The following is an 11,333-nucleotide window of genomic DNA, read 5'->3' as shown; positions in this document are numbered from 1 at the left end:
GGTGGGGGCGGAGGCGTATCGCCGCGTCGCGCGCGTGTCAGACGGTGGTGATCAGGTCGAACCCCTTGTACCCCGAGTCCGCCACGTCCGCGATGATGTCCCCGTACACCCCGAAACCCCCGATGAACGGCATGAACACCCGTGGCTTCCCCGGGATGTTGGCCCCGAGGTACCAGGAGTTCGCCGCCGGGAAGAGCGTGGCGGCCGCCCGGTCGCGGCACTGCGCGACCCACTCCTCCACGGCCTCCGCGCTCGCCTCGATGCCCCGGTAGCCGTACGCGTCGAGGTGGCGCAGACAGTCGCCGAGCCAGTCACCGTGCTGCTCGGCGCACAGGACCACATTGGCCATGACGGACGGGCTGCCGGCACTGGTGAGGTTGAAGAGGTTCGGGAAGCCGTCGACACCGAGGCCCAGATACGTGCGGGGGCCCGCGCTCCAGACATCCTTCAGCCTCCGCCCGCCGCGCCCCCGGACGTCGATCCGGTCGATCGCGCCGGTCATCGCGTCGAAGCCGGTCGCGAACACGATCGCGTCCAGCTCCACCCGGGTTCCGTCGGCCAGGACGACCCCGCTGCCGTCGACCCGCTCGATGGCGTTCTCGCGCAGGCTCACCAGGCGCACGTCGTCGCGGTTGAACGTCTCGTAGTAGTGCGAGTCGGTGACGATCCGCTTGGTGCCGATCGGGTGGTCGGTGGGGACGAGGAGACCGGCGGAGTCCTCGTCGTCGACGAGGGCGCGGACCTTCTCCTCCCAGAACGCGCGCGCCGCCTCGTTGGCCGCCCGGTCGGTCAACTGGTCCGGGAACGTCTTGGAGTACAGGACACCGCCCAGCTCCCAGCGCTTCTCGAACGCCGCCCGCCGCTCGTCCTCGGACACCTCGAACGTCCGGGACGGGTGCGCCGCATGAGGCGAGCCGCCACCACTGAGCCGGGAGAGACGCCGCCGCTCGGCGTAGCCGGCCTTCTGCCGTACGCGCGTCTCCTCGTCCAGCGGCGCGTTGCCGGCCGGGATGCTGTAGTTGGCACTGCGCTGGAAGACGGTCAGATGGGCCGCCTGCTCGGCGATCAGCGGGATGGCCTGGATGCCGGAGGAACCCGTGCCGATGACACCGACACGCAGACCGGTGAAGTCCGCGCCCTCGTGCGGCCAGGCGCCGGTGTGGTACGTGGCGCCGCCGAACTCCGCGATCCCAGGAATGTCCGGCACGTGCGTGCTGGACAGGCAGCCGACGGCGTACACGCAGAACCGGGCCGAGATCACCTCGCAGCCGTCCGTGCGCACCGTCCAGCGCAGCGTCCTCTCGTCCAGCTCGGCCGAGGTCACCGAGGTGGCGAAGGTGTAGCTGCGGCGGAGGTCGAAGCGGTCGGCGACATGGCGCAGATAGCGCATGATCTCCGGCTGGGTGGCGTACTTCTCGCTCCAGTCCCACTCCTGCTGGAGCTCCTCGTCGAAGGAGTACGAGTAGTCCACGGACTCGACGTCGCAGCGGGCGCCCGGGTACCGGTTCCAGTACCAGACGCCGCCCACGTCGTCCCCGCGCTCGAAACCGCGCACGCGGTAGCCGAGGCCGCGCAGCTTGTGGACGGCGTACAGGCCGGTGACGCCTGCTCCGACGACCACGATGTCGACGGAGTCGGTGATGCTGTCGTTCACGTTCGTACTCTCCTCAGCTGGTGGTGGTCCGCCGGCGCAGGGCGGCCTTGTCGACCTTTCCGGCGGCGTTGTGGGGGAGCGCCGGCACGGAGTGGAAGGCCCGCGGGGCCTTGAAGTTGGCCAGCCGCTCCCGCGTGTACGCGGTCAGGTCCGCCGCGTCGATACGAGCCCCTGCCGCCGGTACGCAGTAGGCGACGCCGACCTCCCCGAGCCGTTCGTCCGGCGCGCCCACGACCGCCGCGTCCAGGACCGCCGGATGGCCGCGCAGCACGTGCTCCACCTCGGCCGGGTACACGTTGAACCCGCCGACCACGAACATGTCCTTGAGGCGGTCGGTGATCCGCAGGAATCCGCGTTCGTCGAGGACGCCGACGTCCCCGGTGTGCAGCCAGCCGTCCGCGTCGACGGCCTCGGCGGTGGCTTCGGGGTCGTCGAGGTAGCCGTGCATGACGTGGTGGCCACGGGTGAGGATCTCCCCGGGCTCCCCGGGCGGCGCGTCGACGCGCAGCTCCGTGCCCTCCAGAGCCGTTCCGGAGGTACCGGCCAGGGTCTCGGGGGACTCGTGCGGCCGGCAGATCGCGACCACACCTGTCGACTCGGTCAGTCCGTACGCGGTGCTGACGTTCCGCGCGCCGATGTCCGACCTGATCTGTCCGATGAGCGCGGTGGGGATGTTGGCCGCACCCGTGACGGCCATCCGCATCGACGACAGGTCGTACGCCGCCCGCCGGGGGTGGTGGACGAGCGAGGTGAAGACGGTGGGCGCGCCGGTCAGGACGGAGATCCGCTCGTCCCGCATGCGGCCGAGGACGGTCTCCGCGTCGAAGACCCGCTCGGGGACGATCGTGGCCCCGTGCAGCAGACAGGCGAGGACGCCCGCCTTGTAGCCGAAGGTGTGGAAGAACGGGTTCACGAGGAGATAGCGGTCGCCGCGCCGGAGGGTGACCGCGCGGGCCCACGCGTCGTACACGCGAAGGTTCTGTGCGTGGGTGGTGGGGACGCCCTTGGGTCGCCCGGTGGTCCCGGACGTGAAGAGGATGTCGGCGGTGTCCTCGGGGCGGACGGCGGCGCTCCGGGCCAGCCGTTCCTCTCCGGTCACGCGGTCCGCGCCCGACAGGAACCGGTCCCACGCACCGGAGTGCAGGGTCACGGTCCGTTCGAGCAGCGGGAGTTCCTCGCCCGATGCCGTGAGCACGGCCCGGTAGTCCGTACCGAGGAAGTCGTGCTCGGTGAAGAGGAGCCGGGTGCGGGAGCGGCGCAGGATGTCGGCGGCCTCGGCCGCCTTGTAACGGGTGTTCACCGGGACGAGCACCCCGCCCGCGGCCACCGCGCCCAGCGCGGCCACCACCCAGCGCGCGCTGTTGGGCGCCCACACGGCGACCGAGTCGCCGGGCCGCACCCCCTGGGCGATCACCGCGCGTGCCACCCGGTCGACCCGGTCCCGCAACTCCGCGAACGTCCAGCGGTCCTCGCCGAAGACGAGGGCCTCCTCGTCCCCGTACCTCTCAGCGGCCCGGTCCGCGAGCCGGGCGACCGTCTGCGCGCCTGTCATGATCCGTCACGTCCTCCCCTGCCGCCCGGCCCCTCGTGGGGGTCGCGGGCCCGGAACCACAGCGGTCCGGAGCCTGGCAGGGATGGGCGGCCCGGCGCAGGAGCCAGTTCCCGCTCACCGGGAAGGTGCCGGACGATCTTCCGTCCGGCGCCCGCCGAGGCCTTGCGCGGCACGTGAGGCGACGGCGAGGCGCCGGCGGATGTCAGGCGTCGGCGAGCAGGGCCGCGAGCGCGTCGAAGCCGCGGCGTCGCGCGTGCCGCAGGGCTGTGACGCCGTCGGCGTCCGCGAGTTCCGGGTCGGCGCCGGCGGCGAGGAGGAGTGCGACGACCTCCTGGTGCGGGCGACCGCCGTCGCCGAGGATCACGGCTTCGAGGAGGGCCGTCCAGCCGAGGTCGTTGACGTGGTCGACGGCGATCTCGGTCTCCCGCAGTACCGCGCGGACGTAGGCGACGTGACCGCGTTCGCTCGCCGGGATCAGGGAGATCCCGCCGAAGCGGTTGCGCAGCGCCAGATCCGGGCCCGCGGGCAGGAGCGCGCGCATCATCGGGACGCTCCCGGTCACGCCGGTGACGAGCCACGCGCTGTCGTGGCGGCGGTCCTGGGCGTTCGGATCGGCCCCGGCCGCGACCAGCACACGGGCCGCCTCGACATGACTGCCGAGCGCGGCGAGGAGCAGCGGGGAGCGCAGCTCCTCGTCACGGGCCTCCACCCGCGCCCCGGCGTCCAGGGCGGCGCGGACCTCACCGGCGTCGCCCCGGCGGGCGGCCGTCAGCAGGCGGCGGTTGCGGTCGTCCATCTCGTTCCTCCATGCCGGTACGAATAAGGCCGGCGGCACCCGGACGGGGGGACCGGATGCCGCCGGAGTCAGAGAGGGGTGCTACTTGCCGAGGCTGGCGACGCCGGCCTGGGCGAACTTCTCGTCGAGGTCGCCGGAGGGGGCGCCGGCGACGCCGATGCCTGCGATGGGTGCGCCCTTGGCGGTGACGGGGGCGCCGCCGCCGAGGAAGAGGGTGCCGGGGATGTCCTTGAGCGTGGGCGCGTTCGTCAGGCGCTTGGCGAGCTCGGAGGTGGGGGCGTTCCAGGAGACGGCGGTGTACGCCTTCTTCACGGCGGACTCGTAGGACTGGGGGCCGGCGCCGTCGCCGCGGAGGGTGACGAGGGTGTTGCCGTTGCGGTCGACGACGGCGACGGAGACGCGCTGGTTCTCCTTCTCGGCGGCGTCAAGGGTGGCCTGCGCGGCCTTCGTCGCGGCCGCGATCGTCAGGTGCGTCGACTCCGTCGTGTTCTTGTTCTTCGCGTCGGCCGTGACCGCGGCGGGGGCGGCGGCCGGGGTGGCGGCGTTGGCGGAGACCGCGCCGAACGTGCCGGCGGCCAGCGCGGCGGCGGCGAGGGTACCGGTCAGGACACGGGTGCGCAGGGACAGCTTCTTCACGGTCGTCAGCTCCTTGGGATGCGCCCTCTGAGGGGCTTCGGGAAGCTCTCTGCGTTCCCGCTCTGCACTCCATCCTGGTGCCGCCCCGGGCCGTGGACGGTCGGCTTACGGGCTGCCTCCGGCGCCCCCTGCGGAGGACCCGGGGGTCAACCGATCGGTTGATACGGAATAGATCATTCCGGATAGCCTGGCCTCGGGAGAAGCGGTCGGCGGCGAGGAGCGAAGCAGTGCGGACGAACGAACGGTCACCCCTCGGCGAGGAGGCGGCCGACCCCGACGCGGGTTGGCTCGCGACCGTGATGCACGTGGCCTTCTTCGTCCTCCTCTGCTCGTCACTGACCCGCTACCTGATCGTCCACCCCGGCGCGCCCGCCACCCCCTGGGTGATCGTCCTCGCGGTCGTCCTCGCCCTGCTCTACGTCCTGGGCCCGGTCCTGGGACCCCAGCGGTCCGCCACCTCCGGCGCCCTTACCGCCGCCGCCGTGCTCTGGCTGACCGCCGTGATCGGCACCTGGCTCACGCTGGTGGTGCTGGCGCCGAGCTTCGGCTACTGCGCGGTGCCGCTCTTCTACACCGGCCTGCGCTCCCTGCGCACCCGGCCGGCGGTCATCCTCGTCGCGCTGCTGACCGCCGCCGTCGTAGCCGCACAGGTCAAACTGCGGCTGCGCTTCGGCTTCGACCCCAACCTGCTGTTCTCACCGCCGGCCATCGCCGCCGTCGCCACGGCGATGTTCATCTACGCCCAGCGACAGGCCGACCGGCTGCGGACCGTCATCACCGACCTCGTCCGCACCCGCCGGGAACTCGCCGCGACCGAGCGCCGCGAGGGCACCCTCGCCGAGCGCCAGCGGATTTCCATGGAGATCCACGACACCGTCGCGCAGGGCCTGTCCAGCCAGCAGATGCTCCTCCAGGCCGCCGACCGGCTCTGGGACACCGACCCCGTGGCCGCCCGGCGGCACGTCCGTACCGCCGCCTCCATCGCCGAACACAACCTGACCGAGGCCCGCCGCTTCGTCCAGGACCTCGCCCCCGCCGACCTCGCCGACGGCGGCGGCCTCGAGGACGCGCTGCGCACCCTCGCCGACCGGGAGACCTCCGACAGCCTCCAGGTCCGCTTCCACCAGGACGGCGCCCCCGCCACGCCCCTCCCGGAACGCGTACAGTCCGCGCTGCTGCGCATCGCCCAGGGCGCTCTCGCCAACATCCGCGAACACGCCGACGCCACCGCCGCGGCCCTCACCCTGACGTACCTCGACGACCACGTCGTCCTGGACGTCGCCGACGACGGCCGCGGCTTCACCCCCACCGAGCGGCCCACCGACAGTCCGGGCGGCGTACGCGGCCACGGCCTGCCCGCAATGCGCGCCCGCGTGCGGCAGCTCGGCGGCACCCTCGCCGTCGAATCGACCCCCGGCGAAGGCACCGTGCTCTCCGCCGCCGTCCCTCTGCCGTCATGACCCCCGGAGTGCCACCTCTTGATCGCCACGGCCGGCGAAAATCCCGTGCCGTGCCGTCGGGGGAGGTACAGACTCGCCCCATGCAAGAGATGGACGCGTTCCGAGAAGCGGTCGGTGCCTGGGCGAGCGGCGGCCCCGGCGAGCCGGCGCGCGAGCTGGCCGTGCGACTGGACGTACGGACGGCGGTGCTGCTGGAAGGGCTGAGCGACCTCGCCGCCGTCGAGGCCCTGGCCGCGCGCCGTGGCCGGGACCTCGCGGCGGAGGGCGTGTGCGTGGTGTCGATGGGCGGGGCGATGAACATCGGCCGCTACGCCGCCCTCCTCGGCCCGCCCGGCCTCGGCCTGCGCCTGGTGGGGCTGTGCGACGAGCGCGAGCGGCCCTTCTACGACAGGGGCCTGGCGCGGGCAGGGGCGTCGGCGCGGGACGTCTTCGTGTGTGCGGCGGACCTGGAGGACGAACTCATCCGCGCAATGGGCACGGAGAGGGTCGAGGAGATCGTCCGGACCGAGGGCGACCTCCGCCCCTGGCAGACCTTCCTGCACCAGCCCGCGCAGCACGGCCGCCCCCGGCATCTGCAACTGCGGCGCTTCCTCGGTACGAAGAAGGGCCGCAAGATCCGCTACGGCACCCTCCTCGTCGAGGCCCTGGGCCCCGGACAGGTACCGGCCCCCCTCGACGACCTCCTCGCGAGCGTGCGACAGCGAGCCGAGAAAACGGGTTGATCGGCCGGCGCCCTTCGGGCAGTGTCCGGGGGATGACGTCCCACCTCCACGCGCTGAGCTTCGACGCGAACGACCCGTCCCTTCTCGCCCGCTTCTGGGCCGGAGTCCTGGGCTGGGAGATGAGCGACGCATCCGGCGGCGACGCCGACAGCGGCATCGTGCTCCTCCCGAGCGACGACACCGGGTTCCGGCTCCGTTTCCTCCCCACCCAGGAGAAGAAGACGGTCCAGAACCCGCTGCACTTCGACCTGACGAGCACGTCACTCGACGACCAGCGGGAGGTCGTGGCGAGGGCGCTCGCGCTCGGCGCACGCCACATCGACGTCGGCCAGACCCCGGACGACGGGCACGTGGTGCTCGCCGACCCCGAAGGCAACGAGTTCTGCGTGATCGAGCCGGGCAACAACTTCCTGGCCGACTGCGGATTCATCGGGGCGCTCGCGTGCGACGGTTCGCAGGCCGTCGGGTACTTCTGGAGCGAGGCGCTGGGCTGGCCCCTGGTCTGGGACCAGGACGAGGAGACCGCGATCCGCTCGCCGCACGGCGGACCGAAGGTCACCTGGGGCGGTCCGCCGCTGAACCCGAGGGACGGGAGGACCCGACTCCGCTTCGAGCTCGCTCCGCCGCCCAATACGGATCAGCAGGCGGAGATCGACCGCCTCGTCTCCCTCGGAGCGACCTTCGCCGACACGGAGAAGGACGAGACCGGGCGGGTGACGATGGCCGATCCCGACGGCAACGAATTCTCCGTGCTGACGCCCCGCTGAGAGCGTGGCCTCAGCGGGGCCGCAGGACTCGTCAGGACGCGCCGCCGAACTCGTCGTCCACGTCCCCGAGATCGTCCTGGACCCGCAGGCCCGCCACCCACAGCGGCATCATCCAGTGCGCCGCGAGGACGCCGATGAGGACCGGGGTCACGGCCGCCTGGAGCGGCGCGTCCGTCAGGACGCTGTAGGTGCCCGCGCCGAACGCGGCGGCCACGAGCAGCCACAGGGTGATTCGGTGGGCCAGGGCCCGCACCCGGTCGCGCTCCACGAGTTGCCGCTCGTCCAGCATCCGACCTCGCAGTTCGAGCAGGCCGTGCGTGGCGCCGTTCAGCATGCCCGTGAGCAGCACCCACGGCAGCAGCACGATGGCGACCGCGGCGACCGAGCCGAACCCGGAACCGAAGACCGCGCCGATATAGGAGCCCACCCCGACGGTGGTGAGGGCGAAGTGGGTCCCCACCAGCAGCCGTCGGCGCCCGGCCGTGGCGTACACCGCCGCTGCCCGGCGGTCGTTCATCATGGCGTACATGTGCCGGTCGTAGCGCGTCGTGGTCATCACTGCTTCCTCCCGTAGACCTCGTCGGTGAGCGGCTGGAACGGCTCCAGGGAGAACAGCGCCTCCACGGGCAGCCGGAAGAACCGGGCCACCTTCAGGGCCAGGTCCAGGCTGGGGTTGTACTGACCGCGCTCGATGTAGCCGATGGTCTGGTAGTGGACGCCCACTGCCTCGGCCAGTGCCTGTCGCGACACCTTCCGCTCGGCCCGTACAACCGCCAGCCTGTTGTGTACCTGCTCGCTCATGTATAAGAAGTACTACATCTGGGGGTACAGGTGCAACACGGAGGCGGGGCAGGGGCACACGCCCCCGCCCCGCCTCCGACGTTCAGTCCCTTCCCGGCGCCCGCGGCTTCCGGGTCAGGCGCTCAGCCCGGCCAGCCGGCGCCGGTCGAGCGGCGACGCGCGCCGGTCGAGGCGCTGTTCGAGGAGGTCGCGGGCGGTGTCGCTGTGGCCCGCCTCGACCAGCGCGTACAGCAGCGTCTCCTCGATGACCTCGCGCTGCGCCGCACTGCCTCCGACCCGGCGCAGCGAGGGCAGCAGCCCGCGCAGCTCCCGTACCGCCGTCGCCCACTCCTCCTCCAGCACCGCTTCCAGCGCGCCGCACAGGGGGACGATGACCTCCCGCTGGACCGGGTCCGCGCCGGCCGCGTGCGTGCTCAGCCGGCGGAGCGCCGGGAGGTCGCCCGCGGCGGTGAGCGCCACGGCACTGTGCAGCGCCGTGAACGCGGTCGAGGGACGCTCGACGAGTTCGCGGGCGACCGCGTCGAGCACCCCGTCGACGGGCACGCGGCCGGTCCAGTTCCGGGACATCCGGGCCCGCCACAGCAGCGACCCGGAGTCGACGAGCGCCCGCACCCCGTTCACCTGACCCGGGGCCAGCTGGGCGAACCACCGGCGGCGGACGGCCGCGGAGTCGTCGAGGGCCAGTTCGTGGAGCGCCACATGCCAGGAGAAGTGCGCTCGGTGCACGGCGCCCCGCCCGTGACCGCCGATCCAGCCGTCGAGCCAGTCCCGGCCGACGTGGTGGTCACCGGACTCGTAGTGGACATGGGCGAGGGCGTGCACGGCGTGGCCGGAGGCGGGTTCCTCGGCGAGGGCCGCCCGGGCGAGCTCCCCGGCCTCCTCGATCCGCCCCTGCTCCTGCCGGACGAACGAGAGGAGCGAGGTGTGGAACCAGTGCCCCGCGTAGGCGGGCGCAGTCCGCTCCACCAGCCCCAGGGCCAGGGTCCCGTCGAGGTCCGCGACGCCGGAGAAGGCGATGGTCGGGACCGCGATGCCGAGCGCGAACGCGTCGGCGGGGTAGCGGCCTAGGTGGTCGACGAGCGCCGCGTCACCGTCCCCCGCTCCCTTGCCCGCGCCGCCCCCCTGCGCTTCGTGCTCCGTGATGCGGCGCGTGACGACGTCGACGAACGACCGTTCCCGCTCGTCCCCGCGCTCCCGCACGCTGCGCTGGGCGTCCGCGAGCTCCCGGGCGACATCGACATCCGCTCCGCACTCGTGCCCGAGCAGCGCGAGCGCGGCGTGCCCGAGCGCGAACCCGGGATCCAGCTCGGTGGCGCGCGCGAACGCCTCGGCCGCCTTCGCCCGTACGGTGACCACCCGGCCGAGTCCGCCCCGGAAGGCTGCCGCGGCCGCCGCGTGCGTGGACAGCGGCAGCCCGAACTGGTCGGTGGGCCGGCGGCGTACCGACCGGGGAGCGCGGGTCAGCGGGGCGAGTACGGCCTCCGCGACTTCCTTCGCCTGCGCACGGATCTCGGGGATCGCGGTCGTCTCCCACAACTCGCCCCGGCGGGAAGCCCCCAGGGTGAACAGCGGCCGCCCCGGCTGTCCGCCGGAGTCGAGCAGCCGGCCGCGGTCGGTGGACACGCCGATGCCGAGCGGCCCGGGTACGGCGAAGCCGTCGGCCAGCAGACCGCACCACAGCGGGTCGCCGCCGCCGTCGGCCCGCAGCCCCGGCCCCGTACAGTCCACCACCCAGGCCACGCGCATCTCGCGGCCGTCGGCGAGGGAGACGACGAGACCACCCTCCTGCCCCGGCGCCGCGGAGGCGACCCGGCCGGCGTGGATCCGGAGCCTGCGGGCGGCACGGGCCCGGGCGACCGTCTCGGCCGTGGACGGCGCCATACGGTGCCGGTGCACGTTCCACGGTGTGGCGTCGCGGCCGAGGAACTCCGCCCGCTCGTCGTCGGTGAGGCCCTGCCAGAGCCGTACGATCTCGGGCCGCAGCCCGTCGAGCGCGGGCCGCCAGTCGCCGTGGAGCCGCCGCGTGGCGGCGAAGTGCCGCGTCAACTCCCGGCGGAGGCGGTGGAAGGGAAGCCCGGCGAGGCCCGGCGGCGGCGGAACGGCGGGCAGCGGGGCGACCGCGTGCGGCTGGGGGAGCAGCCCGCTCCGGGACACGGCGTGCACCGTACGGCCGGGCCGGTCGAGGACGAGCGCCAGATCGACGGCGGTGAGACCGGTACCGACGAGCAGGACGTCGTCCGTCTCGCCGACGGCGTCGAGCGCGCCGGGAGACCAGGGACTCGGGACGAACCGGTCGGAGGCGAGGAGCTCGGCCGGGGCCCAGCCCGCCCTGCCCGCCGCCGGCCCGGTGGCGAGGACCACGCTGTCCGCCGTCACCGTGCCGCCGTCGGCCAGCCGGAGCTCCAGCCGCCCCCCGGCCGCGTCGGCGCACCCCGTCGCCCGGGTGCGCAACCGGCGTACGGAGACCGTGCCGTGCGCGGCGATGACGGCCCGCCCGAGCGTGTCGGCGAGATACGAGCCGTAGCGGTACCGGGAGGCGAAGTCGGCCGCCGTGACGGTGGATTCGCCGTGGCGGCAGAGCCAGCGCCGGAAGTGCCCCGGGTCGTCCGGGTAGCAGCTCATGCCGCCGACGGGCACATTGAGCCGGTGCTCGGGGACCTCGGTGGCGTACGCGACGCCCCGGCCCGCCTCCGGCGCGGGGTCGAGGAGGACCAGATCGAGTGCGATACGCCGCCGGGCCGCCGCCTCGCACAGCTGGACGGCGACGAGCGCGCCGGCCGCGCCCGCGCCGACGACGGCCACGGTGGGCCGAGACGGCCGCCCGGACTCGGCGTGTTCCGCGATGTCGGCTGACTCGGGTGACGCGGCGGGCGACGACGACACGACAGGTACCACGGACACCACGGAGACCTCCGAACCAAAGGGCGGGCACTGCACGACCAATG

At 73.3% G+C, this 11,333-nt stretch carries 10 protein-coding genes; 3 read left to right on the top strand and 7 right to left on the bottom strand.

Annotated features, from left to right (window positions below; genetic code table 11):
* Positions 1-37 precede the first annotated feature (37 nt).
* The 4 genes from OG357_RS00495 to OG357_RS00480 form a co-directional block, all read right to left on the bottom strand.
* Positions 38-1,654, bottom strand: a complete 1,617-nt coding sequence (locus OG357_RS00495) for a flavin-containing monooxygenase (protein WP_329619166.1) — start codon at positions 1,652-1,654, stop codon at positions 38-40.
* A gap of 13 nt (positions 1,655-1,667) precedes the next feature.
* Complete coding sequence (locus tag OG357_RS00490) at positions 1,668-3,206, bottom strand: FadD3 family acyl-CoA ligase (RefSeq protein ID WP_329619165.1); 1,539 nt, start codon at positions 3,204-3,206, stop codon at positions 1,668-1,670.
* A 202-nt stretch (positions 3,207-3,408) separates the two neighbouring features.
* Positions 3,409-4,002 carry an ankyrin repeat domain-containing protein gene (locus tag OG357_RS00485; protein WP_329619164.1) on the bottom strand — a complete coding sequence of 198 codons (594 nt, stop codon included), beginning with the start codon at positions 4,000-4,002 and terminating at the stop codon, positions 3,409-3,411.
* A gap of 81 nt (positions 4,003-4,083) precedes the next feature.
* Positions 4,084-4,638 carry a GlcG/HbpS family heme-binding protein gene (locus tag OG357_RS00480; RefSeq protein WP_329619163.1) on the bottom strand — a complete coding sequence of 185 codons (555 nt, stop codon included), beginning with the start codon at positions 4,636-4,638 and terminating at the stop codon, positions 4,084-4,086.
* A gap of 299 nt (positions 4,639-4,937) precedes the next feature.
* Here OG357_RS00480 and OG357_RS00475 point away from each other — a divergent pair, with 299 nt between their 5' ends.
* The 3 genes from OG357_RS00475 to OG357_RS00465 all read left to right on the top strand — a co-directional run bounded on the left by OG357_RS00475 (position 4,938) and on the right by OG357_RS00465 (position 7,587).
* Positions 4,938-6,098: a sensor histidine kinase gene (locus OG357_RS00475; RefSeq protein ID WP_329625447.1), complete on the top strand. Its 1,161-nt coding sequence runs from the start codon at positions 4,938-4,940 to the stop codon at positions 6,096-6,098.
* 80 nt (positions 6,099-6,178) lie between these two features.
* Entirely contained in the window at positions 6,179-6,820 is a 642-nt protein-coding gene (locus OG357_RS00470; RefSeq protein WP_329619162.1) for a TOPRIM nucleotidyl transferase/hydrolase domain-containing protein, read from the top strand.
* Positions 6,821-6,852: 32 nt separating this feature from the next.
* Complete coding sequence (locus OG357_RS00465; RefSeq protein WP_329619161.1) at positions 6,853-7,587, top strand: VOC family protein; 735 nt, start codon at positions 6,853-6,855, stop codon at positions 7,585-7,587.
* 31 nt (positions 7,588-7,618) lie between these two features.
* Here OG357_RS00465 and OG357_RS00460 read toward each other — a convergent pair whose 3' ends face one another.
* From OG357_RS00460 to OG357_RS00450, 3 genes are all read right to left on the bottom strand, one after another.
* A complete protein-coding gene (locus OG357_RS00460) occupies positions 7,619-8,143 on the bottom strand; it encodes a hypothetical protein (RefSeq protein ID WP_329619160.1) in 525 nt (174 codons plus the stop codon).
* The gene (locus OG357_RS00455; RefSeq protein ID WP_329619159.1) at positions 8,143-8,388 is read right to left on the bottom strand and encodes a helix-turn-helix transcriptional regulator; all 246 of its coding nucleotides are present in this window, start codon (positions 8,386-8,388) and stop codon (positions 8,143-8,145) included. The genes OG357_RS00460 and OG357_RS00455 overlap by 1 nt, the downstream gene beginning before the upstream one ends.
* 114 nt (positions 8,389-8,502) lie before the next feature.
* On the bottom strand, positions 8,503-11,190 hold the full coding sequence (locus OG357_RS00450; RefSeq protein WP_329625446.1) for an FAD/NAD(P)-binding protein: 2,688 nt from the start codon (positions 11,188-11,190) through the stop codon (positions 8,503-8,505).
* Between the last annotated feature and the right edge of the window lie 143 nt (positions 11,191-11,333).

The sequence above is a fragment of the Streptomyces sp. NBC_01255 genome, from assembly GCF_036226445.1.
GTDB lineage: Bacteria > Actinomycetota > Actinomycetes > Streptomycetales > Streptomycetaceae > Streptomyces.
The sequence above is the reverse complement of the archived record's forward strand: the minus strand, read 5'-3'. Positions and strand labels throughout refer to the sequence as shown.

Excerpts from the sequence above, each read along its gene's own strand:
- OG357_RS00490 (WP_329619165.1), bottom strand. The coding sequence starts at position 3,206 with ATGACAGGCGCGCAGACGGTCGCCCGGCTCGCGGACCGGGCCGCTGAG.
- OG357_RS00485 (WP_329619164.1), bottom strand. The coding sequence starts at position 4,002 with ATGGACGACCGCAACCGCCGCCTGCTGACGGCCGCCCGCCGGGGCGAC.
- OG357_RS00475 (WP_329625447.1), top strand. The coding sequence starts at position 4,938 with ATGCACGTGGCCTTCTTCGTCCTCCTCTGCTCGTCACTGACCCGCTAC.
- OG357_RS00470 (WP_329619162.1), top strand. The coding sequence starts at position 6,179 with ATGCAAGAGATGGACGCGTTCCGAGAAGCGGTCGGTGCCTGGGCGAGC.
- OG357_RS00465 (WP_329619161.1), top strand. The coding sequence starts at position 6,853 with ATGACGTCCCACCTCCACGCGCTGAGCTTCGACGCGAACGACCCGTCC.
- OG357_RS00460 (WP_329619160.1), bottom strand. The coding sequence starts at position 8,143 with ATGACCACGACGCGCTACGACCGGCACATGTACGCCATGATGAACGAC.
- OG357_RS00455 (WP_329619159.1), bottom strand. The coding sequence starts at position 8,388 with ATGAGCGAGCAGGTACACAACAGGCTGGCGGTTGTACGGGCCGAGCGG.